The sequence below is a fragment of the Kothea flammea genome, from assembly GCF_052161645.1.
Lineage (GTDB): Bacteria > Planctomycetota > Planctomycetia > Pirellulales > Pirellulaceae > Laterigemmans.
Map to the genome: position 1 here is coordinate 3,652,596 of NZ_CP197414.1, position 22,558 is coordinate 3,675,153.

General features: G+C 57.5%; 24 protein-coding genes. 3 read left to right on the top strand and 21 right to left on the bottom strand.

All coding sequences use genetic code 11. From position 1 onward, the window contains the following. The first annotated feature begins 1,142 nt into the window (after positions 1 to 1,142). Positions 1,143 to 2,210 (top strand): hypothetical protein, encoded by a 1,068-nt coding sequence (locus SH139x_RS13815; protein WP_488355777.1) that lies wholly within the window; start codon positions 1,143 to 1,145, stop codon positions 2,208 to 2,210. A gap of 136 nt (positions 2,211 to 2,346) precedes the next feature. Here SH139x_RS13815 and SH139x_RS13820 read toward each other — a convergent pair whose 3' ends face one another. Genes SH139x_RS13820 through SH139x_RS13830 form a run of 3 tightly spaced genes read right to left on the bottom strand, consistent with a single transcriptional unit; the run spans position 2,347 to position 4,930 of the window. Next, positions 2,347 to 3,048 (bottom strand): FkbM family methyltransferase, encoded by a 702-nt coding sequence (locus tag SH139x_RS13820; protein ID WP_488355778.1) that lies wholly within the window; start codon positions 3,046 to 3,048, stop codon positions 2,347 to 2,349. A gap of 14 nt (positions 3,049 to 3,062) precedes the next feature. Then, the gene (locus SH139x_RS13825; RefSeq protein WP_488355779.1) at positions 3,063 to 4,376 is read right to left on the bottom strand and encodes an alpha-mannosyltransferase; all 1,314 of its coding nucleotides are present in this window, start codon (positions 4,374 to 4,376) and stop codon (positions 3,063 to 3,065) included. Beyond that, the gene (locus tag SH139x_RS13830; RefSeq protein ID WP_488355780.1) at positions 4,373 to 4,930 is read right to left on the bottom strand and encodes a hypothetical protein; all 558 of its coding nucleotides are present in this window, start codon (positions 4,928 to 4,930) and stop codon (positions 4,373 to 4,375) included. Before SH139x_RS13830 ends, SH139x_RS13825 begins: the two co-directional genes overlap by 4 nt. 149 nt (positions 4,931 to 5,079) lie before the next feature. Between SH139x_RS13830 and SH139x_RS13835 the strand changes: the two genes are divergently transcribed. Continuing rightward, positions 5,080 to 5,706: a hypothetical protein gene (locus tag SH139x_RS13835; protein WP_488355781.1), complete on the top strand. Its 627-nt coding sequence runs from the start codon at positions 5,080 to 5,082 to the stop codon at positions 5,704 to 5,706. Between the two features lie 289 nt (positions 5,707 to 5,995). On the opposite strand, the gene SH139x_RS13840 is transcribed toward SH139x_RS13835, so the two are convergent. The 18 genes from SH139x_RS13840 to SH139x_RS13925 form a co-directional block, all read right to left on the bottom strand. Next, complete coding sequence (locus tag SH139x_RS13840) at positions 5,996 to 6,664, bottom strand: hypothetical protein (protein WP_488355782.1); 669 nt, start codon at positions 6,662 to 6,664, stop codon at positions 5,996 to 5,998. A gap of 9 nt (positions 6,665 to 6,673) precedes the next feature. Continuing rightward, complete coding sequence (locus tag SH139x_RS13845) at positions 6,674 to 7,456, bottom strand: hypothetical protein (protein ID WP_488355783.1); 783 nt, start codon at positions 7,454 to 7,456, stop codon at positions 6,674 to 6,676. Positions 7,457 to 7,570: 114 nt separating this feature from the next. Then, the gene (locus tag SH139x_RS13850; protein ID WP_488355784.1) at positions 7,571 to 9,904 is read right to left on the bottom strand and encodes a phage tail tape measure protein; all 2,334 of its coding nucleotides are present in this window, start codon (positions 9,902 to 9,904) and stop codon (positions 7,571 to 7,573) included. An 8-nt stretch (positions 9,905 to 9,912) separates the two neighbouring features. After that, entirely contained in the window at positions 9,913 to 10,845 is a 933-nt protein-coding gene (locus SH139x_RS13855) for a hypothetical protein (protein ID WP_488355785.1), read from the bottom strand. Beyond that, positions 10,846 to 12,426: a hypothetical protein gene (locus SH139x_RS13860; RefSeq protein ID WP_488355786.1), complete on the bottom strand. Its 1,581-nt coding sequence runs from the start codon at positions 12,424 to 12,426 to the stop codon at positions 10,846 to 10,848. It abuts the gene before it with no gap. Next, the gene (locus SH139x_RS13865) at positions 12,423 to 12,992 is read right to left on the bottom strand and encodes a hypothetical protein (protein WP_488355787.1); all 570 of its coding nucleotides are present in this window, start codon (positions 12,990 to 12,992) and stop codon (positions 12,423 to 12,425) included. Before SH139x_RS13865 ends, SH139x_RS13860 begins: the two co-directional genes overlap by 4 nt. 264 nt (positions 12,993 to 13,256) lie before the next feature. Then, positions 13,257 to 13,673, bottom strand: a complete 417-nt coding sequence (locus SH139x_RS13870) for a hypothetical protein (protein WP_488355788.1) — start codon at positions 13,671 to 13,673, stop codon at positions 13,257 to 13,259. 109 nt (positions 13,674 to 13,782) lie between these two features. Further along, a complete protein-coding gene (locus SH139x_RS13875; RefSeq protein WP_488355789.1) occupies positions 13,783 to 14,202 on the bottom strand; it encodes a hypothetical protein in 420 nt (139 codons plus the stop codon). Between the two features lie 12 nt (positions 14,203 to 14,214). Further along, a complete protein-coding gene (locus SH139x_RS13880) occupies positions 14,215 to 14,784 on the bottom strand; it encodes a hypothetical protein (RefSeq protein ID WP_488355790.1) in 570 nt (189 codons plus the stop codon). Further along, entirely contained in the window at positions 14,781 to 15,209 is a 429-nt protein-coding gene (locus tag SH139x_RS13885) for a hypothetical protein (RefSeq protein ID WP_488355791.1), read from the bottom strand. Before SH139x_RS13885 ends, SH139x_RS13880 begins: the two co-directional genes overlap by 4 nt. Positions 15,210 to 15,215: 6 nt before the next feature. Then, positions 15,216 to 15,590: a hypothetical protein gene (locus tag SH139x_RS13890; RefSeq protein WP_488355792.1), complete on the bottom strand. Its 375-nt coding sequence runs from the start codon at positions 15,588 to 15,590 to the stop codon at positions 15,216 to 15,218. A 5-nt stretch (positions 15,591 to 15,595) separates the two neighbouring features. After that, positions 15,596 to 15,928: a hypothetical protein gene (locus SH139x_RS13895; RefSeq protein WP_488355793.1), complete on the bottom strand. Its 333-nt coding sequence runs from the start codon at positions 15,926 to 15,928 to the stop codon at positions 15,596 to 15,598. Positions 15,929 to 15,931: 3 nt separating this feature from the next. Then, on the bottom strand, positions 15,932 to 16,954 hold the full coding sequence (locus SH139x_RS13900; RefSeq protein ID WP_488355794.1) for a hypothetical protein: 1,023 nt from the start codon (positions 16,952 to 16,954) through the stop codon (positions 15,932 to 15,934). Next, entirely contained in the window at positions 16,951 to 17,553 is a 603-nt protein-coding gene (locus SH139x_RS13905) for a hypothetical protein (RefSeq protein WP_488355795.1), read from the bottom strand. The genes SH139x_RS13900 and SH139x_RS13905 overlap by 4 nt, the downstream gene beginning before the upstream one ends. Positions 17,554 to 17,628: 75 nt before the next feature. Beyond that, the gene (locus SH139x_RS13910) at positions 17,629 to 17,958 is read right to left on the bottom strand and encodes a DUF2190 family protein (RefSeq protein ID WP_488355796.1); all 330 of its coding nucleotides are present in this window, start codon (positions 17,956 to 17,958) and stop codon (positions 17,629 to 17,631) included. 143 nt (positions 17,959 to 18,101) lie between these two features. After that, positions 18,102 to 20,150, bottom strand: a complete 2,049-nt coding sequence (locus SH139x_RS13915) for a phage major capsid protein (protein WP_488355797.1) — start codon at positions 20,148 to 20,150, stop codon at positions 18,102 to 18,104. Further along, a complete protein-coding gene (locus SH139x_RS13920; protein WP_488355798.1) occupies positions 20,122 to 21,612 on the bottom strand; it encodes a phage portal protein in 1,491 nt (496 codons plus the stop codon). Before SH139x_RS13920 ends, SH139x_RS13915 begins: the two co-directional genes overlap by 29 nt. Positions 21,613 to 21,678: 66 nt before the next feature. After that, positions 21,679 to 21,876: a hypothetical protein gene (locus tag SH139x_RS13925; protein ID WP_488355799.1), complete on the bottom strand. Its 198-nt coding sequence runs from the start codon at positions 21,874 to 21,876 to the stop codon at positions 21,679 to 21,681. Positions 21,877 to 21,914: 38 nt separating this feature from the next. Here SH139x_RS13925 and SH139x_RS13930 point away from each other — a divergent pair, with 38 nt between their 5' ends. Continuing rightward, the gene (locus SH139x_RS13930) at positions 21,915 to 22,076 is read left to right on the top strand and encodes a hypothetical protein (RefSeq protein WP_488355800.1); all 162 of its coding nucleotides are present in this window, start codon (positions 21,915 to 21,917) and stop codon (positions 22,074 to 22,076) included. Positions 22,077 to 22,558 lie beyond the last annotated feature (482 nt).

Below are 22,558 nucleotides of genomic sequence, written 5' to 3' on the forward strand. Positions count from 1 at the left end.
AAGCTGCGTCTTCCGGATGCCCGAAACGTCCGCGCCATGGTGGATCCCGCTATCACCGAGTCCGGCATTTTCCGAAAACGCGGGCAACATCCAACTGGAATCAAATCCGAAGAAGCGACTAATGCCTGAGTTGTTTTGTTGCTTTGTTGACAGAGCCTTGCTGTGCCTTCATGTTTGCCAGTCGCGAGGCGGATTTGATGCAGTTTTCAGAAAGACGTAAGTATCGTTAAATGACTGGCAATTTGTTGTTAGTCTTATTGATGGCCTACGAGCCTACTTGCAGCCAGACACGCTTGCAGCCATGTGAATTCTGATTGGCTTAATACCCATTCAGTGGACGGGCCTTTGGTGACGTCGATGGCGGTGTTCCAGCCGATGTCGCCGCCTCGGAGGGTGGCGATGCCGGTTTTGCGGTCGCGGGTGAAGATCCATTGCTCGCCGTGTTCGTTTTCGAGGTAACCGATGTAGATATGAGTTTCATCGCCATTAACAATCGGCGGGTCGCCGCAGGTTGCTGCATGATGATTCGGGACTCTTAAGAGTATGCCCTGCCAACACGAAGACGAACGCGGTCCAACTGCCCAATGCCCAGAACGCTCGCATCACCTGACGGCAAAGAGCCGGCATGAGCACATGTTTGGTGCGAGATTCCCCGTTAACTTGCAGTTTAGAGTATTTTATGACCACTTTGCGTACGTACAGAGGCCACCGCAGTTGCAGGGCGATAACACCGAAGACCGGATGCGACAGCACAATACCCAAACAGACTGAATTGCGATCTTAAAGCCAGTCACCATGAACCGGTGCCGATCCTTAACATGCCGACGGGAACTCACCAGTATGCAATCCTGGCGTAGGCCAGCGCTGCCTTAAGGCTGGGAGATTGAATTTGAGTAAAGTGCGGTTCGCGGGGATTTTCACTAGATGCGGACCAATTGGCTCTTTAAGGCATACACTCGTCGATTGGCTAACTTGGAAGGATCGGCAATAGCATAATTTGCAATGGTGAACTTAACTTTCGAGGGTACAATTTGCTACCTTGGTGCAGTGCACTAATATGCTGGTAGTAGAAGGCGGATAAGTTAATAAATTCAACCTCGCAAGATTTGCTGCTCTAGTAACAAGACTGCTGCCGTAGTATATTGCCCAGTCGTACCCATGGTAATGCATTTACCGTGCTTTGCTCTGGAATGCAAGTCATTGTGGGTCGTCCAACTCTGGCCCAGCGAATTGCAAGTAGTCGCTGCGTGGATCAAAATTCCTTTTTGTATGTTGGTAACTTCCGCGTGAATCTTTCCGATGCTGTTTCGGTAATCAAGCCTCAGGATCGCAACCTATTGTATTTGGCCGCAGGACCTTCGGATCGGCCTAATTACGCATCTGTTCCGTTTGATAGGGTTGTTTTGGTTGACCAGGCAATTCCCGCCATCCGAGTATCGGAAAAAGTGCTGTCGGTTCGCTCGGATTGCACTGACTTTGTGTGGGAGTGCATCAGTCAGGGAGTTAAGTTTGATGCCGTTGTAATCATTAATGAAGGCTGCCAAGAAGGCGGCGGTTCTTACCCGCTACACAGCGACTTTTTTTTAGGAATGTTGACTCAAATTGTTCGCGAGAACTACGTCCATTTGGCATGTCCAAGCTACTATGAAACATGCTTCAGGTCTATGCGAATGAACAAGCGTTTCCTGGATATTCCCTTCAATAACGAGTTAATTAACTCATCGCATTCGGCGTACATTGATCCGGAAATCTTCAGCTCTTGGGGTGCGAGGTCACGAGTTTGGCTAATGCGGAGGAGTCATCGTAGCCGCAGATTCCAGGTCGGTGGCATGACAATCTACATCCGCCACGCGTCTTTATGGGATGAAGAGTCGTCCTACGATACTTTTCTCATTCCATATCGTCTGACTCGGAGTCACGCTTTCGGCAAAATTCCGGCCTACGTGCGAAATCGAATTTGTACCATTCGTCCATTGCGATCGACCGCAGACGCGGACTTCACGTCATTCACTCAATTTATGACCGAGACCAGAAATAAAGAAACGAGAGTTGCAATTGCTCCGTGGGCAAACGGTCAGTATCAAGAAGCGATTCAGGCAATTCTTAGCAGCCCAAACCCCAAGCTGGAGCTACACTTTTGTCATCTTCAGCAAAACGACTTTGCAGATTTATACCGATTCGCAGATCAAGTCGAGAGTGACTTGGCTTAGATAAATCGACGACTTGCCAAAGAGGGTCTGATTCGGTTTCGGCAGTGCGATCGGTCGGATGCGGAAACGAAAAAAGCCGACGTTTAGCCGGCTTGGGTGGAGACACTCGTTAATTGAAGTTTGAATAGGAAACGGTCTATACTTTACGATGAGCCAGGAAAATTCCGACGTCGTGTGGGTCGTTGGGGTCGATGTGGCTGGCGTGCGTGGAGGCAAGAGCGGCTTTTAGCAGGCCATTACTCGATTTATTGTGCCACTCGCCTCGGATCCAGCCGACTTGGCTTAGCACACCGAGGCGCTCGAGTTCCGGCAGGATCAGGTACTCGGCTCCTTCGCAGTCGAGTTTTAACAGGTCGACTTGCGGGATTCCGAAGGCGGTGATGGATTTCCAGAGTTCGGCGGTGGTGATCGCGGGGACTTCGACTCCGAAATCGCCGGGCCGCTCTTCTAAGTCAGCCCACAGGCTCGGAACGTACTCGCCGACTCGGCTGTGGGAAACGGATGATGACAAGAGCGTGGCTCCGGACGTCTCTGTGACGGCCGCGTTGATGAGTTGCAGCCGGTCGCTGGGAATATGAGCGGTGTTTTTTTGAAGTAACGCAAAGCTCTCTGGATGCGGTTCCACAGCGACAATCTTTGCCGCTGGCCAGTATTTATGGCAGAGGACCGTGAAACTGCCAACGTGGGCTCCGATGTCGACGATCGTGCGTAGCTCATGCTGGCGTAAGGCCGCGATCTGGTACTCGTCTTGAAAGACGGCATTGGCGTGCTGGATACTGGCCGGCTCGATGTGAAAGTCGCGGCCGAACGCCTTGTAGCAGACTGCAAACGGCTCCATGGTTTCTTCCTTTATTAGGCGGTGAGAATCGTGAGCTCGATCGGCATGCGCTCGTGCTCCAGCCAATGGCCGCGCCAGATGCCATCAGGGCCGCGGCGCAGGTGACAGGTCGGGCGATCAATTCTAGAAATCGTGATCACAGGTTGACCGTCGACCTCGTTCACGTGCCACACGCGTTCGCACTCCGCCGTTCCTTCGCCAATCACGTGACTGGATTCGAGACTGATCGTTCGTTGGTCGTGGCCCACACGATGGTAGTTTGCTTGGCGGCCGGTTAGCTCTTCGATGACTCGTCGCTCATCGGGTGTCGGCTCGTCGTTTTGCCACAAAGTGCCCGACCAGCGTCTGGCAAGCTCGGCGACAAAGTCGAAGCATAGTTGTTCGTTCGCCAGCGACTCATTGAATCGATTGCCACCGAAACGCCATTTATCTTGGCAGCGATGCTGGAAAATAATCTGACCTCGGAAATCGAACTGCACGATCGTGTGCTGATTCCAGCCCGGGCCGGCGGTGGGCATCGCGTACTGGCTGCCAACTTTACGCCAGCCCAAATGAAAACACTCCTTGTCGCCGTACACATGCTGGAAGGTAAAGTCGGAGTGCTCGGCGTACCATAGGGCCGTTTGTAGTTCAGCGGCGCAGCGGCGTTTGTCAATCAAGTATTGCCCGGACTCGAAGGCTCGCTCATGCATGGCAACCTCCGGCTCGGCCATGTCGGGCATGCCAAAAATCTCCCACACATCGGCCTTCAGTGTCCAGCAGGCATAGTCGGGCCAGAAGATGGCACCATGCTTTGCCAGTTCCGAAGAGTCGAATAAGTAGCTCGGGTCGGCAACCACCCCGTTGTCAGCATCGAGAAACAACACTTGTGCGAACGGGGAGTGGAGAGTGCTATAAAGCTTCAGCTCCCAGCCACAAAGAATACGTGCTGGATGTTCCCGCTCCAACTGCCGCGCGTCCACACACTGGACATCATAACCGGCCAGCAGCCGTTTCATATAAGGATCGATTTCGCCGTCGCCCAAGTACCAAAGCTGGATCGGCAGCGTGCAGCCGAAATGCCGCAAGAGACGCACGTTTACCCAGACGCTGGGAAAGTACTTGAGGCCACCACCGGCGATGACGATGCCGCGGTCAATTGGATAAGTCCGCCGCGATGGTTTTAAGTCACTGACAAAGCGATCTGCCAATCGCTGGTGCGCTTCGATGACGTTTGCCCACGTTGCCCAGCCACTGGGCCAAGGTCCCGGCGGACAAGTTTCGATCAGCTCAATCATCTGATCGACGGGCAACTGGGGAGTGGCTTCCATGCAGCGGTTGATACTCATTGGCCTTCCTTGATGGTCCGGGCTTTGTTGACCGCTCGGCGTAGCGCCCGAGCGATGAGCTGTTCACGAAGTGGCAGCCAGCCAGCCGCCGGCACGGATTGTTCCCAGCGATGGGCCATTTGCCGGGCGAGCTCGCGGTATTCCCCGCGCACTTGCCGGCCGGTCATCGTGTTGAGTCGGGCACGAAGCTGAGCACAGGCTTGGCACTGAACGGTGGGAATCAACCAATCTAAATGGAGTCGAGCGAGTCGCCGGCGAGCCCTCTCGATCTCTTCGCCAAGGCAATCCCCAATGTGCGAATAGCCGGCTGCCTGCTGAAGCAGCGCGGTCGCTACCGGCAAGCCGGCAGTGCGTCGCGCTTGCACAGCCAGTCCGCAGGTGACACGATTGCGAGCTTGCGGATCGGGTTGTCGCTGACAGGCACCGCATGCTGCCTCATCGACCGCGACGGGAAGCCCGCTGAGGTCACTAGCAATCTCACAAGTTCCATCGCGTTTATAAGGACATGCCACCATCGTCCGCTCCTTCACAACCGGTGTAGATGAGTTCGCCAAAATAACTTCCTGGCGGCAAGTCATAACGCGGCGCACATGTGCAGAGCGGCACGAAGGGGCCCTCGGAGGTGTCGCAAGGGTCCTCGACCGCAACTGGCTCCCACGAGAATCCGTTCCACTGGTAATAGCAGGGGCAACAACAAGGCTCAATGGGCTGCGAGCTGCCAGAACTTGAACCGGCGGACGATGTGCTACTGCCAGAAGAGCCGCTACTGCCAGAGGCTCCGGAGGATCCACTGGCCCCCGTGCTGCCTGTTGAGCCTGAGCCTGATTGCGAGCCACTGGTAGAACCACCACCCGAAGATCCACCACTGGAGCCGACCGCGCTACCAGATCCGCTGAGGCCCGAGGAACCTGACAGGCCGGATGAATCGCCGGAGCTTGATTGGCCGCTCGAGCTTGATTGCCCACTAGAGCCTGAATCGCCCGACGAGCCGCTTGAGCCACTGGAACCTGACGAGCTACTCGAACCCGACGAGCTACTCGAACCTGACGAGCCACTCGAACCTGACGAGCCGCTCGAACCTGACGAGCCGCTTGAACCTGACGAGCCACTGGAGCCGCTTGAGCCTGACGAACCGCTTGAGCCTGACGAACCGCTCGAGCCTGACGAACCGCTCGAGCCCGACGAGCCCGAGTTTCCCACAACGCCGCTGCTGCCCGCTGTGCCGCTCGACCCTGACTGGCCGCTTGATCCTGAAAAACCACTGCTGCCCGACGATCCACTCAATCCGCTCGAGCCCGACGAACCACTGCTTCCACTGGAGCCTGAATAGCCGCTCGACCCCGAGTAGCCTGAATAGCCGCTGGCCGAATGTGGGCAACAAACCAGCGCATAGATCGGCAACTGATCGAAACCAACATAATGCGTGAGATAACGACCAAGCTGGGGAAAGTCACATCGCGAGATCGCATAGAGCGCCACGCCATCAACCAATCCTAGAAAGCGTCCGAGCTGACGCGGCGGTAAGACATCGCCGCGCAGCTCGCCACAAGTCGCCGCGTAGACCGGCTGCTGATCTCGCTGGCCCATATGCCGGCCCAAGTATCGCTGCGAACGAAGCCTCATGCGTTGGCGTCCAGCACTTTACAAGGAAAGCGATTGCCCCAGTCGCCACTACTAACATCATAGCGCTGCACGATCCCTGGATAAAAACCATCCTCGTCGGGGTGGTTGCTGGTGATATAAACCACCTCCTCTTGATTGGAATCATCAAACCGTACCATCGCCCAGCGAAGCGGCAAGCCATTCTGCTCGATCCATAACACGCGAAACGGACCATGCGGTACGCTGCGGAGATGATTTGAGGTTCCGGTCAGCGGCTCGGCACAATCATAAACCGTCCCCGAGACGGCAACCCGAGCGGCAATCACACCCGCGACCACGGCCGTGCCGATCGCGCCGGCAGCCAAAGGCTCGGTGAGAATACCCACGGCTCCGCCCGCCACGGGTAGTCCCGCACTGAAAGTGGCTTGTCGCTGGAACTCGGAAAAATTGTCGCCCGGCCCGACCAGCGGCGCGATTAAGCCGACCACGTCAAACTGGTTTCTCGCTTGCCCCGTTTGATTACGGACTTTGGCAAGCGTCGGTTGCCGCAGGCCATCCGTCACGCCCGACTTGCGATCAAACTTGGATTGCTCATGAGCGCGAGCCGCATCGAGCATCGCGTTCCAGGTGGCGGCGGGCAAGCGAAGTGGCTGGCCGGACGTGACGGGCTGAAATTTATCGGACATGCGGTGGCCTTAGATCCCCAGTCCCAATAAACCTAGGTCGCCGTAGGGATAAACCCGCTCGACGTAAAACGCCACTGGAATCTTGATCAAGGCATCGGAGTCTACTTCATCCTGAAAGCGGACCCAGAGGTATTCCCAGCCTTCCTTGCTGACCAGTAGATTGCCGGGACCAATTGGTTGGTCGATGACATTCGGAGATGCGGCAAACTTAAATGTGATCGCCCACTGTTCCTTGCCACGCTTCGAGCCGCTGGCACCGAGGAACAAAACTTCTCCCTTGGCGAAGCCCTTATAAGCTCCGCCGTTAACACGTCCGGTTAGCTGAAAGATCTGATACTTGAAAGCGGGTGTGACGAGCAGGCCATCATAATAACGCGTCTCGGAAAACGTGAAGATGGGAACGGTGACATCAGTCCCTTCCACGCGGTTTTCGCTGACGTTGATCGCCCCTTGATAATCGGGCGCGGCATAACCAGCCAGCGAGGTTCGCTGCAACGTGGCCAAGCTTGTCGCAATCCGCTGGGAGCCACCTGAGGTGTCAAATTCGTAGTCGGCCGGGTTGCCTTTGAGACCATAACGCACCGTGGCGTTCCAGACTCCGCCGCCAAGCGGCTCGGTCTGAATCGATTCGCGGTCCAGCTCCAGATAGACCTCGGGAGAAGTGCCCACGACAAGGTTTACAACCTCAGTGTCATTCTCGGTCCCACGCACTTGATACAGCAGCTCGACCGCCGGATCATCGCCTGCGGTTGTCGCGCGAGAGTCGAAGCGTTCGGTGATGGTGGGTGTCATGGTGACGGAGTGGTAAGGTGCAAGATGTTAGAAATGAGTGGGGTTTTTGTGGTTGAGCTTTGCTTCGCAAGCGTAGTTTTTTGCGGACTTTCGGCGGAGCGAAAGGAGACTTTTTTAGCTGTATTCAATCCCGTTGTTTTCAACCGCCGTGATCAGCTTCTTGGTATTGGCCGCAGTCGCTTCGGCGGCACGCAAGGCACGATCCGAAAGGCTATCGGCTCCCAGGCCCCGGATCGCGAACGCATTGAACGTGCTCTTGGTTTCCACGGCTTGCTGCTCGGCGGCGACCACTTGGGATGATTGGGCCAGCGCTTGCTGTAGTGCTTTTATGCTTGGCCGATTTGCCGATGAAGAGCCAGCTGAATCGGCAGTAGCTGACGGGTCTTTCAGCGCCGCAACCGCTTCTTGCCAATCCTTGCGGGTTGCGGCCAGCTCCGCGGCGGTTTGAGCGAGAGCCAGCTGGCCAGCTCGCTGGCGGGCAGTTTGTTCATCAGCTTGGTTCTGCCCCAAGATCTCGGCCCGACCTTGACGCTGGGCCTCGATCTCGGCGCGCCTTTGCCGTCGCTGTCGCTCACGCTCGCTGATCTGCGCGAGCATGTTATCGTTAGTTGCCTGCTGCTGGGCCGCCACATCCTGGTTGATCTGCTCGACTTCGGCTTCGACGTTGATGTCGGAATCGAACAGCGACCTCAGCCTCACCCAGGCCTTTTTGATAAAGCCGACGGTTGCGTGCCATGTCTTAGTTAGTGAGCCGGCGAACAGCGACCAAGCATCGGAGAGAAACGCCAGCGTTTCAACCCAAGCCACTTCGATTGCCGCCCAACCGTCGCTGATCACCGCGGCCACGCCAAAGATCATGGCATTGGCCGTATTCATAAAGACATCCTTGAACGCCAGCCAATAACCTTCCAGGGCCTGGATGCCGCGTTGCCATTCCAGCTTGAGCGTGAGCCACAGAATCCTGCCAGCCGCCGCCATATCGCCGGCAGCCAAAGCTCGTCCAATCGCTCCAAAAGCCTCCGTTGCGGTGGATTTGAGCGTATTGAATTGATCACCCAGCCAGCTCAGTGCTCGGCCTCCAACTCCCGACGTGTGCAGTAGGTAAACGCCTAGCGAGACCACCGCGGCGATGGCCAATCCGAGCGGCGAAAGCAGCGTCCCCAGGACGATCCCGATTGCCGAGATGGTCGCACCGACCAAACTGAGCACCGCTAGAAATCCGCCGATGATCGAACCTGCCGCGCCGAAAGCGACGCCCAAGCCCACCAGCGCCGCCCCCACCGCCAGTACGGTCAACACGACTTTAGCGATCGATTTGGCGGCCTCATGATGGGTCTCAATCCAGCGGATCACCGCCGAAAGTGTTCCAGAAATTGCCTCGGCCGCTCGCTGCAGCGGTTTCTCGATCGCTTCGCCAAACGCGATCGCCACTCCCTCTGCCGCGCTTTTGAGAATCCGAAACGCACCCCCGATCCCAGCATCCATCTCCTTGGCTGTCTTGGCTGCAGCGCCTCCGGCATTTACTAATTGTTCATAAAGCTCACGCGTATTGGTCACCGATTTGCCGATCGCCGAAGCTGAAGTGATTCCCAGCAGGCCAAACACCTCTTGAAAGCGGCGAGCCCGCTCCCCGGTTCCTAAGTTCACCGTGGCATCAGCCACGTCGCCCAGCACGTCGACTAATGGACGCACATTGCCGGCCGCGTCGAGCGTGGCCACGCCGAAGACTTGCTGAAACTTCTTTGCTTCAGCACCACTGAGCGTCAGTAGCCGCCGCAGCGAGGTGCCCGCGTCACTTCCCTGGATGCCCATGTTGCCGAGCGAACCGAGGATCGCCAACGTATCTTCCAGCTGCATGTTGGCGTCGGCGGCTACGGGGGCTGCATACTTGAGTGCCTCGCCGAGCGACTCCACGCTGTTGAATGATTTATTGGCAGCCGCGGTCAAGCTATCGGCCACGCGGGTTGCATCGTCAGCTTGCAAGCCAAACTGACGAATAGTCGCCGCCATAATGCCTGATGCTAGGGTGGCTTCGGTCCCGGTGGCGCGTGCCAGATCCATCACGGCCGCAGTCATCTCGGTAATCTGGGAAGGATTAAAGCCAGCCCGTCCCAGCTCGGTCATGAGATTGGCGACTTGCGTTGCCGAAAAGCTCGTCGACGCGCCCAGTTCTTTGGCTCGATCCCGCAAGCGTTCAAAGTCGCGACTGCTTGCCTGGGTGACCGCGCGGACCGCGCGAATGGCATCATCGAAGGTGGCAAAGACGGCGGCGCTAGCGGCCATCGGGGCAGCGGCCGTGCTGCCGAGGCCCAGCAACTGGCCGCCGATGAGCCGCGCACTATTGCCAAAATCTTGCAACTGTCGCTGCGCCGAGCGGAGTCCCTTTTGGAGTTTGCCGTTGCGCGTGGTGAGCTCCACGTAAGCGGCACCAGCTTTGACTGCGGACATATTGAATACTAAGCCTCCACCATCATCGAGAGCGTGGCCGACTCGGCATCGGGAATCAGCCGGCGAATGGTCACTTGATTGCTACTGGAGACTTGCACGGTAAAATCGTAAACTTGCCCGCGTGCGGCGACCAGCTGCGCGATGCCACTTGAATTGGTGATCGCGGGAGCGATCGTATTAACCATCCACTGGTCGTCCAGCACGGCATAGCCAGCGCTCACGCGATGGGTGATTGAAAGATCGGCTAGCGGCAAGCCGGCTTGATCGATGACCTGCAGCGTGACCGCACAGCTTTCCGGGGCAACGGTCAGCGCTGGCAGCTCGCGAGGCACTGTCAGCGCAATGGTTTGGTCGCTGACGGCAACCGTGATTGCCTGCGGCGGGACGGGGGCGAACCCAAACGGCGGCTCGACGAGAAGTTGATAGTCGCCTGGCTCGGCATGAAGAATAGCTTCTCCGAATTGATTCGTCGTGCGAGCGACTGCGGAGCCGGCTAGCGAAAGGCGGACGAACCGCACGGGCTGGTTGTCTTGATCGTGCACCGTAAACGATAACTGAAAGCTTGCTTCGCCCGGCAATCCCACGGCCGTGCCAATCCGGTTGACCGCAGCGTCCCCGCTGGCGGCGACAAAGTAGTCCCAGACCGCTGCGGCCGAGAGGCTTGTGTCGCCGGCGATGGTGACTTGGCCGCTGAGATCAATCTGTAGCAGGCTGAAGTTGGCGGGGAGTAAATCGCTGGTGACAAGCCCGGAAAGGTTCGCTTGATAGAGCGCGGCCACGCCCGCGTGCGCAAGATCAAGGTCGAGCTTGGCGGTGCGAACTTCGGGCAGGCGATCGGCCAGCGCCGCCGCTGCAGCCAACTGAGCAGCTTCTTCTGCCGTGAGTCCGCTTCCCGAACTGGGCGCTCCGAAGAAATCATCAAAGAATACGCTGGCGCTCATTTAGTTTAGCACCCGGGTTTCAGTAAAGGTCACCGGGTCTTTACCGGTACGCGTGAGGGTGCGCTCTTCGCCGCTCTTGATCACATCATCGACCGCCAGCGATGTGGTTTGGATAAAGTCGCTTAGTGATCCCAGCACGTTGTGGTTAGGCACCAAGACGGTATCGAGCACCGCGTCGCGGATCACTGCGGCTGATGGAGGAGCTAGCGTGTTAGCGCCATCAGTTCCTCGCATGTCGGTGTTTGTCGTGGTCGTATCGACGAGCGTCACGCGGGAAATGTGACCGCTGGCGTTGATACCTAGGGCGGCGAAGTTTGACGGCAACGCCGCAAGCAGATCGGCCTCTGTCAAAAGGGCTGTTAATTGAGTGTCAAGATTTGCAGTGGCTAAGCCGATCGCTGTCCGCACCCCGCTGGCTGACAACGGAACGATAGTGTTTGCTCCCTCTGTTCCTCGCATGTCACTGTTGGTGGTTGTCGTGTCGACGAGGGTCACACGCGAGATATGACCGCTAGCGTTAATACCGAGGGCGGCGAAATTGGTGGGCAAAGCGGTAAGTAGATCAGCCTCTGTGAGAAGGCTACTTAACTGAGTGTCGAGATTTGCAGTCGCTAACCCAACCGCAGCCCGCACACCGCCGGCCGATAGCGGAGCCACCGTATTCGCTCCATCAGTTCCACGCATGTCGCTGTTGGTCGTTGTGGTGTCGACGAGTGTTACACGTGAGATATGACCGCTGGCGTTGATACCGAGGGCGGCGAAATTGCTGGGCAAAGCCGCTAGAAGATCCGTTTCAGTCAGAAGCCCTGTTAATTGAGTGTCGAGGTTGGCAGATGCTAGGCCAACTGCTGTCCGCACCCCGCTGGCTGACAACGGAACGACCGTATTCGCTCCATCAGTTCCACGCATGTCGCTGTTGGTGGTTGTCGTGTCGACGAGGGTCACACGCGAGATATGACCGCTAGCGTTAATACCGAGGGCGGCGAAGTTAGCCGGTAAAGCCGCTTGCAATTGAGTGTTAGTAACTTTGCTTCCAAGCTGGGTATCAAGATTAGCGGACGCCAGCCCAACCGCGGCCCGCACACCACTGGCCGATAGCGGAGTGATCGTATTCGCCCCATTCGTTCCCCGCATGTCGGTATTAGTCGTCGTGGTATCGACCAGCATCACGCGAGCGACATGCCCGCTGGCGTTCACATCCAAGTCACGACCGATCGCCAGCGGTTGCAGTGGCGTGCGATTGTAGATCTTGGTCGTCAGCGAGACGTTATTATCTCCGGCATCATCACTGCTCAAGGTGAGCGTCAGATTTTCACCTTGCAGCCAAGTGATTTCATCCAGCGTCAGCCGCACCGCTGCTTCCGCGGTGGCAATCTCACGCTGCACGCTGGCCACCCAGAATCCGCCCACGCGAACCTCCAGCGTCAGCATGCTGTTCACGCCCGCCGCCCGGCCGTTAATATCAATCACCACCAGCGCTTGCGACGATGGCCCTGGATTGGCTCCGTTCCAAAGCGTCACTCCGATGGTAAGATTCTGAGCGGGCAGTACGCTGGGTGAAATCAGCGAAGCGAGACTCATAGTCGCAGCTCCATTCTCTGGGTGGATCGGGCCTGAAGGAGTGTTTTCACGGGAGAAGCGAGCCGCCGAAAGATATCCAGCTGCAGCATGCTGGTCTGGTCACTGGAATAGTTGCCGCGTCTGTCGACCACCAATGAGATTCGCTCGCCGGCCGATGCGCTGATCAGCTGGCTGGTGTGCGTGGCGCTGCCGAGCAGCACCTCGGTGAACAGCATTGCCAGCTCGTGAAAGAGAAACACCTGCACCCCATCGCCCCCCGTCGAGGATCGCTGCCAATTCGCCTCGATGCGATAGTCGCCCGAGAATGGTAACGCGTAACTGCTGATCACGCTGGCCGTACTGGCCAGTTCGCCAGGGTGGCAAGCGGTCGGTGACATCCAGGGCGTGGAGAACTGATTCGGGCCATACCAAACAGTCCCGTTGTCGACCGAAAACTCGGTCCAGTCGCTGAGCGAAAAGTTGCTACCATCGCTCGCCGTGGAAGGCCGATAGGCATACGTCCATCCCAAGGGAAAACTTCCCAGCTGGAAATCGCGGTTATGACTGGCTTGGCGTCGTTCGAACATGGAATCCAGAAGCCTTAAACATTGAGGCCAGCTGCGTGACAGTCACCGCCGGTAACCTGGCCGCCTGGCGCAGTAGCGGATTAAACTCTTGGGGCTGAAACGGCTTGCGGCGTTTTTTGGGATCACGATTCACCTCATAAATTGCAGCCAGCACTGAGCTCACTTGGCCCCACTGAGCGTGCCGGCGAGCGTCGGCCATCCACATCAGTTCCCGCAGCGTGAGTGGGCCGGGATCCACGCCAAGAATGCCGGCCAGTTGGTAGATCAGTCGCTCGATAGCTCGGCGGTCAATCTCTGCTCGAATTCCGCCAGGGCCTTTTTCTCCAGTTGCGGGTCGTCCAGTCGTTGGCTCAGGAGCTTGAGCGCTTGCTGCTCGATCGCCTGGTACTTGCTCGCCGCCTGCTGGAGCAGACGGCGACGGGGCTCCGGGAAGAAAGCTACCAAAGCCTCCAGCAGCGCGACTGTCGCCTCGGCAATCGCATCGCCGGCAAGCCCCTCGCCAAAGGTTTCTTCGGAGACATCAGCGGCCATCGCTTGCGGCTGGCATACCGCATAAAGAACATCGCACAGCAAGACAGGATCACGGCTGAGCTGCTCGATCAGTTCCCCCTCGACGATGCTGAGCAGATCAACGCCGGTGACGGAGCGGACACGTTTGATGGTGGCAACATCGATCTGCACAACCCAGATTCGCCCGCTATGGTCAACAAACTTCTGCATGCTTGAGGCTACCATTTGAATAATAAGATTTTCTTTTGCGATATGTAAGGATAAACGAAACGATTATCGCTTATGGTCCTGGCAGTACTGGAACTGGCACGTTGACTCCGGTACCAAGCGTCGACTGCGTGGGTTTGAGCGTGACGTCGGCCATGATCACATCTTCGAGATTCTGAGTAACGTTAAACTGCATCACCTCACATGTCAGCGTCAGCGTGGCTCCCACGTCACTGATGCTGACGTCGACCGGGTCGCCACTCATGTAGAGCGTTTGCAAGTTGGCGAACGTGGGGTCGTTATCCTTGTTGACGACCTGAAACTCGATCGACGCGTCTTTCAGCGTGCCAACCGTTGCTCGCCAGCCATTGTTGTCGCGCGTCGAAGCGTCGGCTTCGGCCTTTTCCAACGTCACGGTGAGGTCTTTGCAATTGCCAATCACGGTGCCGTCGATGGTTAGCACCGCATCGAGCCCGAGTCGCACTTCTGCCATGACTGCTGCTCCTTATTTGACTGAGTTGGCCCAGAACCTGGGCAAGCGGGGACGGTTGATCGTGAGCGCTGGCTGCATGAACGGGCGTTTGGGATAACGATGGACTTGACTGTTGCGTTGCCGATCGTGTTCGGCAATGAGCGCACTCGCCCGGCTGACCTGGGCGGCGGTTGTCAGGCGAATGCGGTGATAAGTTGGTCGCACGCCGGCCGTTTTCAATCGGATTGGCCCAAAGTCACCCTGTCGCAATCTACGGCTGCGGCGACGCCGGCGAGGTCTGCGGCGGCCGCCAAACTCGTGCAAATTCCAAAGCTTGCCAGCGATTTCGTTGACCGGACCAATCACCACGTTGCCGGGCTGGACCTCGTAGCGAATCGCCCGCTTGAGGCGTCCCGTTTGCGTGTGCGGTGGTCGACCTGGTGGCGATGGGTTTTTGCGGCGGCGGATGCTGCGGCTAGCCGTCAAACGGATCGCTCCGCCAGCGTGCCCCAGCGAGCGGAAACTGGCCGCCTCGACTCGCTTCTGCAGTCGCTTGGTATCAAACTTGGTTTTGATGACCGCCGTGATCATCGCTGTGGTCATCGGGCCAGCTGGAAAGTGAGCGTCAGTAAACTGGTAAACTGACGCTGCTGTTCCCAGTGCTCGACGGAGTAAATGACGGGGTGTTCAATCGTGATGCAGCGAGCTGCGGGTAGTGAACCGAGTCGCTTCAGCCGAAACAGGTCGCTGATCTCCTCGATTAAGTTCAGCAGCGGGTCGATCTCAGCATTCGCGCCACTTTCGAATTTCTGCTGAACGGCGATATCAATGCGGACGTTGTATCGGTTGGTGAGTCGATCGAGTGCGGAAAGTAAGACGTCACGCGGCACCACGCTGACATGCAGCTCTCTCAGTTCCTCCAAATCGAAGTTGGGCACGTATAGCCGCTTGGCTGTAAACGTCTGCGAGAAGCTGGCGGCGTTGAGCTGAGCTGTTACGCTCTCCGCGATCTGAATCACCGTTGACAATTTCTATCAGTCCGTCGAAGTTTGAATCTGTTTGGTATGGATGCGAAGTGTAAGACGAAACGGATCACTGAATCGCCAGGGTGGACTACTGCCGAGCCCCATCACTTCGTAGACGTAACGGATCATGCCGTCCTGTTCGATGATCTTGTCACCGGCCAGCGGTAGCGACTGAATCACCGAGTTTAAAAGCAAGTCAGTATTGATGAGATAATCACGCACTTGATGCCGAACGATGGGTCCGGTACCGTCATCTTGCTCGTACTCAGACGTACCAATCGTCGCTTGCAGGTACGCGCTAAGGGCACCCCGCTGGTAGATCACAGGCCGGGATGCGTGCTGGTTGAGTTGGCTGGCCAGCCACGCTTGACCTCGCTGCAGCATGTCGGTCATCCGCCACGGCCCTGCGGACTCTCGGCTGGGGCAGCGGTTGTTTCAGAATATTGCCCCACAGCGGGAGCGGGATTCATCAGCAAGCCCGTGGCTTTGATCCGCAGCTCCTCGAGCCACAGTTGTTCGGCCCGCCGTTGGTATTCACTGGCAATGGCTGCCGATTCCTCGCTCAGCTGTTGCTGACGTAGGTTGAAGGGCCGCACCGGTTCAGCTGGAAAGAGAGCGGGGGTGGATACGTTGAGCTGCGAAAGGCTTTCACGCTTCTTCACCGGCAGGAGGGCGAGCGCCAGCAGCACAAACACGACAATCAAGGCAACGCCAAGAACCATAGTTCACATCCCTCGTTTGATCAGAATGAAGCCAAGTAGAATCACAGCCAAGACAATCAGCGCGAGCGTGGCCAATTCGCCCGCCGAGACCCACATCAGGGCGTTGCGAGTTGCCGGCACATCGTCGAACAACAGATCCCGAACGCGGTCTCCCGGCCGCCAGCGATCGGTAGGCTCGGGCGGGCAATAACCATCGGGACAGTCTTCCGGAGACAGATACAGCGTGGGTGAGATTGCGTCGTCCCAGGAATACCCGCGAGCTTTAACGGCTCCGGTCTTTTGAGCTTGCTTGGCTTGTTGGTAGAGCTCGTAGCCCTTGTGCAGGTCCGAGTAAAGCTGCTCGGCTGTGCTGGGAATCATCGAGCGACCGGCAGCGTGAATATGTCCGCCATTGGCGTCTTGAAAGAGGACCACGGGGAACTGCGACACCGGCACGACATCCTGAAACCTTGCCCGGTAAATGGCGTTCTCGGCCGTGTAGACTTGAAACTCGCAAGCCGCTTTCAGTTTCGTTAGACCAGGATGCTGTGAGAACCACTGCTGCAGCCGGTTGCTCGTTGCGTCAGGGCCGACGAACAGTGCGATCTCATAACTCTTCTTCGGTGGCGGCGAAGCGGGGGCCACGATCCGTGGTGGCTGATTAGCGGCTTGGTTACCAGTAGGCTGAGGAGAGATTGAAGTTGGTGCCGAATTTGGGGCTACCGTTGGTCGCTGGGGCGCAGGCGGTTGATACACTGGCTTGCGAACCATGGTGCCGCTGGGTTGATAGCCTGGCGGACAAACCGGTCCCTGTTGCTTCAGTTCTCCTTGAGCCTGCAGGTTGACTCGCTGCGGCTGGGCGAGCTTTTCAATCTTGGCCGTCACTGCGCTAGCCTCTTGGCGAACCGGCACTTGGTAATCACAATCGACACACGATTTCACATAGTCGCGATGGAGCAACGTGAACGCGACTGCCAGCAGCAGGGCGTGCAGCACGGCCACGGCGATTAGCCCGACGCTCAGGCGAATTCGCACACTCTCACTCATTGAACCACCTCATAACTTCGATAGGGGAGTGAACTGCTGGGGGCGTCCAGAACGGTCAAGGCAAAGCCGCCATAACCGGCCCAGAGGCGGATAAACTGTTCCCGCGGCGTGAGCTCAAACCGCCCGGGATAGTTGTTGTCAAGAATCGCGGCGAACTGGCGTCCGTTTCGCTCAACCCAGCCAAGAAACGTGCAGCAGTGGGCTGGTTTCCACCACAGGATGGCACCTCGCCGCGTCGCGCTGGCCCAGTCGAGAAAGCGTGGATCGGCCTTGAGCGTGAAGCTGTAGTCGATCCCGGCCGCGTCGAGTCGATCTCGCAGGCGTGAGTCCCACTCGCCGTCGCTGTAGGTCGCTCGCCAGCGTTCACCGAGTTCGAATTCATTCAGCCAACGGAAATGGTTAACCAGCGAGGCGTGTACACAGCTGCCTTGGCCGAGCGAGCCTGTCCAGTTGCGCTGGTGCAGCGATGTGGGCAGGTTTGCGGCTGGTTGTTCAGTTGGCGGGGCCGGCAGCGGACGCACTTTCACCGGCGCACTGTCGCAGCCCATTGCCAGCACCAGCCCCAGCGCCACCAGCAATCCGAAGCCTTTCAGTTTCATGAGGGGAAGGTCTCCAAACAGATGAGCAAGAAGCGGCTGGGAACACAAAGAGAAGCGGCGGAACAGCTGCATGCTTTAGGTGCTGACGCGGACCCGCACCACGGTCTCGCCGGAGGCTGCAGCCAGAATGGCTCGTCCCAAGTACTTATTGCCGGTGGCTGTGGTCACCACCACCGAGTTGGTCGCGTCCCAGTAGATGCTCGCTCCGAGTGTGATCACGGTGGCGGATGCCTTGACCATGTCAAAGACTCCTTCGATAGCCAGCGCGCCAAGCTGGTTTGTTTTGATGTCATGCTTGGCGACTCCCACGAGATCGCCTAACACCACAACTTCACCGGCAGCCACATCGGCGTCCGGAGTGTAGTCAACCACATCGGCGCCTTGAATATACTGAGCCTGCGTCACGTTACTGTCCTAAGAATGAGAGGGAATTTGAGTAGGATTTATCCGCAACTTGTTAGCCGCTTTGGCGCTAGCCGCGGTTCTCGTTAGTGGTTAGATAGACCCTTCGGAATACAAATCTAATAACAGGGACCGATACTTAAACCTTAAGCCTCACCTTTAACCTTGACCGCGGCCCGCGGGTCTTGAGCATTGAGGCCAAAGTCGATATAAGAACGGAATCCCATCCCCAGCATCGTTGGCGGCATTTCCACGCGTTCAATCACCGGAGTACGACGCCCGTTGAGGAACACGATCTCAAACGCTGGCAGCACGCTGGGGTTGGCGAACAGATACCAAGCCTTGGCACTGGCGCTCGTGAAATAGCTGTCCGACAGATGGGGCGCACTGATGATGCGATACTTATTGCGGTGGGGGTTATCTACCGGAATCTTGGTCGGAGTTCCCGAGGCGTCGATCATGAGCTGTGCCGAACCCATCAGCAGTTCCGCTTCGGTTTCCAGTTCAACCGGCACCACCAGAAACTCGGGACGGATGTTGATTGGCTTTTGGTCTTTGGGTTTGCCGCCGGGACCAGCCTTCTGCTTGCGGAAAGTCGTCTTGGCCACGGTGAGACTGTTGGCACCAAAGGCGGTGTCGGCACCTGACAAGAAATTACTGTTACCAGCGGAGAAGAAGTTGGAAGCGTTCCCCAACATCAAAGTAAAGAACAGCTCATCGATCGACTCGGCACCACTGCGGCCCATTTGCCGAGGGATATCCATAAACGCGGAGAGGTCGTCATTGATGATATCCTTACGAGTCAGCATGAGAATCTGACCGTAAGTATCCGCCCGGTTCTTGTATTGCTGTTCCGATAGTTTTCCGTGCTTGAGTTCCCCGTCGGCCGCTACTTGCTCAAACCCACCGGTCCCCAGCAGTCGGTAGCGGCTCACTTCCTTAAAGTCCGAGACCGTGCCCACGCTACACAGATCAAAGGCTGCGATCGGAGTGTTCTCATAAGCGGCCAGCAGGGTCTTGTTCATCACGTTTTCCATGATGCCCGGCAAGGTCATCGTGGAAAAACCTGCCCGAATCGTAGCCGAGCCATCACCAAACACCCGAGGCACATCGTATCCTTCCAGCCTGGCACTTTCGGCCACCAATTCCCGCAAGCCAATGTTCCGCAGCGGTTCGGCTTGGTTGACTAGTTGTTCGCCGTAGCTTGCCAGCAGGGTCTTTTCGGCAATCCCGACTGCGAGGCAGGCAGCCACCTCCAACATGCGTGCCGTCACAGAGGGACGCGACTGATTAGGCTCAGGTGCCTTGGGACGTTCAATCCGCAGCACGGCCAATTCCGTTTGGGTCACTGACCAACCTTGCTCGATCGCGTCCGCTTCAATTTCCGGGTGTTTACCAGCACAAATCTTGTGGATTCCGGCAATCCGCCGCGACTCGGCGGCGATTTCGGCCCGCATGGCTTCGACTTGGCGGTTTGGAGAGGTGGGCTGTGCAGACTGCTTCGTGCTCATATCGAGGCTCGCGTTGACAGGTTCGAGGTCATCGGTGGGATCGCTGGCGTTGGTTTCTTTTTCTTCGGGCTCTTCTGGCTCAGCCCCTTGTTCGTCAGCGTCCGCTTGTCCGGCAGCCACGCGGGCTTCGGTGTTGTCGTCCGCGCCGAGAGCCACAAACGAGACTTCGCCCAGCGTCGACTTGCGGGCCACATAGACCGGCCCTTTGAATTCGCGGCCGTTGGCCTGGGCAGCCTTGCCTTCGGGAATGAAGACCACTTTGTCGGCGCTGGCTCCCAGTGAAGCTTGCCAGGGGAAGCCGTTTTCGCTCGTAGCGATCACTTCCTGAGCCGTTGCCCCCACACCCGAGATCACCCCGGCAACTTCCAGCGACTGGGCGCTGACCTTGATGTCGCTGGTATGCCCAACGATGCTGCCGCGATCATGATCCTTGAGGATGGGGCGGCTCTTGCGAGTCACTCGCATACCGGCCAGATCGACGACGACCGGGTAAGGCCAGCCTCCCAGCCGCATTGCACCACCGGTGTAGGCAGTCATTGAGAACTTGCGGAGGGCCGGTTTGCCTTCTTCGGGAGACTCGGCAGCTTGCAGCGCGATCGATGTGGAATCATCACACACAATCCGCAAGCTACTGGGAACGGACTGAGCATCATCTTCAAGCGGATTGGGGGACGTCTTCGGCATTATCTTCTGTAACCTCAGGTTCAGATGGAGAATCAGACTCGGACTCGAGCGATAAGCCCAGTTCACGCATCAGCGTTAGTTCTTTGGCTCGCTGTTTTAACTCCGCCTCCCAATCACGCCCCTGCCTTGCAAATTCGTGGGCCAGAGTAGTCGTATGATTGGCGAGGCGGATTTTTTGGGCATTGGCTTCTTTGGCGGGATCGACATGTTCGTGGCCGTCCCAGAACCATTGATGCTCGAATGTGCTGTCGAGCGTGCGAAGCGAATTGGGCAGGTAGCCCTCGACGAGAATGGCTTCGCGGAACCATGCTTTGAGAATGCGATCGAGCACCACGCGAGCAAGTTGCGTCTGCTCGACGCGGATTGATTTATAATAGGTTTGATGATCGAGCCGACCGCTGGCATAATTATAGCCCGACGAATTCCCAGCGGCGACGTTATAAGGCATGTTCAAACAACGAGCGATTTCGTTGAGGATCTCTTTCTTGAACTCGGCGTACGTGGTGGATGGTTGCTCGCTCTTCATCTGGGCCATCTTCCAACCGCCCGGCATGGTCAGCAGCATCCGTTTTTCCAGCTCGATCGGCTCAAATGGTTCGGCCGCATCGGCTTCGCCATTAGCCGGCGCATCGGTGTAGAGGATGCCGGCAAACTCGGCAGCCGTTTCGGCGGCAGCAAGCACAGCGAGTGTGAATCGTCGGAGCTGTGCGAATAGCGGCAGGGCCGGCGTGATATCTGGAATGCCGCGAATCTGCCCTGGCCGGTCGCAGCGAAAATAGTGCAACACCTCCCTCGCCGGCACGGTGTCGAATTCATCATCGACCAAGAACATTCCATCACCTGGATGTTGGCGAAGGATGTCGTACGCGATCGGGTTCCCGTCGCCATCGAAACGAATGCCATCGAGGTAACGGCGCGTATCGGGCACCAACGTTGGCGTGGCGACTTGGTCCGCTTCAATCAATCGCAGGTCCAGCTTGACGGACGCGTCGATTCGTTCGTTGCTGGTAAGCAACCCAAACGCTTCCCCATCGGCAACGCGAGCCAAACGCATAGTTCGCAGCTTCTCGGCGAGGCCCACCGCTTCGCACCAAGCAAAGAACTCAGCCTCCACGAACCGATTCGCGCCATCGTTCCCTGTTAGCATTTGCAGTCGCGGTCCGGTCCCGACGACATCATTAGCGAGCGTGAGCGTGATCCCGCGAGCGTAGCTGTTGTTGGCAACCTCGTAGCGTGATCGATTGCGGAGCGTGCGCCGCACTTCGGGGCTGTTAGCGGCCGAGGCCGAAAGTCCGTCGGCCCGGGCCCAGTGTTTGTAATTGTCGAGCGTCATGTTTGCGGCGTCGTACTTGGCCCGCAAACGTGAAAAAAAGGGCTGCCGGGGTGAGCGTCCAGAGGCGGCGGACGATGTCGCCGGTCCGCCGCGCAATTGCTCGATAATCCCTGACAAACGTTTCAGCATCCGTGCTGGTTCCTATTGCCGTCCCCGGCAGCCCTTTGTGGTTTGGTTTCTGAATCGAAAGAAAGATCAGCCAGCCGACGGCGGCACAATCTTGTTGAAGCGAAGTCCGCGGTGCGGTTTCGCTACCGCCTGCTTGCCGGCGAGATGTTTGTCGGCCGCGATTTGCTCAGTGAGCTTGTGCTGTTCCACCGATCCCGCATCGCCGGACGCCTTCGCAGGCCCAGCGGCGTTATCGCGGATTTGGTCTTCAAGTTCGTTTGGCAAAGTGTTACTCCTCTGCCTGTAGACCTACCGGAAAAATCATGCGAATCACGAAACGCAAAACCATTTTTCTGAAAATAATTATTGCCGTCTACGTGGTGCATGTCTTTCAAACTGATTCGCTCACGCGTCTGTGCAGATGGTCGATCGGTTCTGAACATCAACGCCCCCTGCATCGAGGCCGTGACGGCACAACCGACTAGGCAGTCCAGCCAGTGGTTGTCGGAATGCTCGGGGCGGGCTTTCCATTCGTCGACAGTTCGGCCTCGGCCTTCGGTGCGGACGAATTATTCGGCGGTGACTTGCTCCGCGAATAATCGCTGTTGGGAAGCACATGTGCCGATGCACGGAGTGTCGAAATTTGTTAGATTGCGATACCCCGGTGTCGGCCATCGGTGCAGCTTACGAGCGGCTGCATCTCGCATCGGACTGAGACACCGAACGCAATTTAGCGAATTGGTTCGTGACATCGGTTTGTCCAACTTCGGTTAGTGCTCGCTTGCTGCAAGACGCGTCGGTCGATGCAGCCGGAGCACTTTGAGTGAGGGCCATTTCGCCGCGTCGGTGCCTGGGTTCTTGAGGCAACGAAGCGATTTCAACCGCGAGCTCGCCGCCTTGGGCGATGCCGCCTCAGCAAGCTTCAGCGACGGCGAACTGGATGCGGTGTCATTTCAGGTGACACACT

Coding starts and splice junctions, on each gene's coding strand:
- SH139x_RS13820 (WP_488355778.1), bottom strand. CDS start 3,048: ATGGAGCCGTTTGCAGTCTGCTACAAGGCGTTCGGCCGCGACTTTCAC.
- SH139x_RS13825 (WP_488355779.1), bottom strand. CDS start 4,376: ATGAGTATCAACCGCTGCATGGAAGCCACTCCCCAGTTGCCCGTCGAT.
- SH139x_RS13835 (WP_488355781.1), top strand. CDS start 5,080: ATGGGCTGCGAGCTGCCAGAACTTGAACCGGCGGACGATGTGCTACTG.
- SH139x_RS13840 (WP_488355782.1), bottom strand. CDS start 6,664: ATGTCCGATAAATTTCAGCCCGTCACGTCCGGCCAGCCACTTCGCTTG.
- SH139x_RS13845 (WP_488355783.1), bottom strand. CDS start 7,456: ATGACACCCACCATCACCGAACGCTTCGACTCTCGCGCGACAACCGCA.
- SH139x_RS13850 (WP_488355784.1), bottom strand. CDS start 9,904: ATGTCCGCAGTCAAAGCTGGTGCCGCTTACGTGGAGCTCACCACGCGC.
- SH139x_RS13855 (WP_488355785.1), bottom strand. CDS start 10,845: ATGAGCGCCAGCGTATTCTTTGATGATTTCTTCGGAGCGCCCAGTTCG.
- SH139x_RS13860 (WP_488355786.1), bottom strand. CDS start 12,426: ATGAGTCTCGCTTCGCTGATTTCACCCAGCGTACTGCCCGCTCAGAAT.
- SH139x_RS13865 (WP_488355787.1), bottom strand. CDS start 12,992: ATGTTCGAACGACGCCAAGCCAGTCATAACCGCGATTTCCAGCTGGGA.
- SH139x_RS13875 (WP_488355789.1), bottom strand. CDS start 14,202: ATGGCAGAAGTGCGACTCGGGCTCGATGCGGTGCTAACCATCGACGGC.
- SH139x_RS13880 (WP_488355790.1), bottom strand. CDS start 14,784: ATGACCACAGCGATGATCACGGCGGTCATCAAAACCAAGTTTGATACC.
- SH139x_RS13890 (WP_488355792.1), bottom strand. CDS start 15,590: ATGCTGCAGCGAGGTCAAGCGTGGCTGGCCAGCCAACTCAACCAGCAC.
- SH139x_RS13895 (WP_488355793.1), bottom strand. CDS start 15,928: ATGGTTCTTGGCGTTGCCTTGATTGTCGTGTTTGTGCTGCTGGCGCTC.
- SH139x_RS13900 (WP_488355794.1), bottom strand. CDS start 16,954: ATGAGTGAGAGTGTGCGAATTCGCCTGAGCGTCGGGCTAATCGCCGTG.
- SH139x_RS13905 (WP_488355795.1), bottom strand. CDS start 17,553: ATGAAACTGAAAGGCTTCGGATTGCTGGTGGCGCTGGGGCTGGTGCTG.
- SH139x_RS13915 (WP_488355797.1), bottom strand. CDS start 20,150: ATGCCGAAGACGTCCCCCAATCCGCTTGAAGATGATGCTCAGTCCGTT.
- SH139x_RS13920 (WP_488355798.1), bottom strand. CDS start 21,612: ATGCTGAAACGTTTGTCAGGGATTATCGAGCAATTGCGCGGCGGACCG.
- SH139x_RS13930 (WP_488355800.1), top strand. CDS start 21,915: ATGCGAATCACGAAACGCAAAACCATTTTTCTGAAAATAATTATTGCC.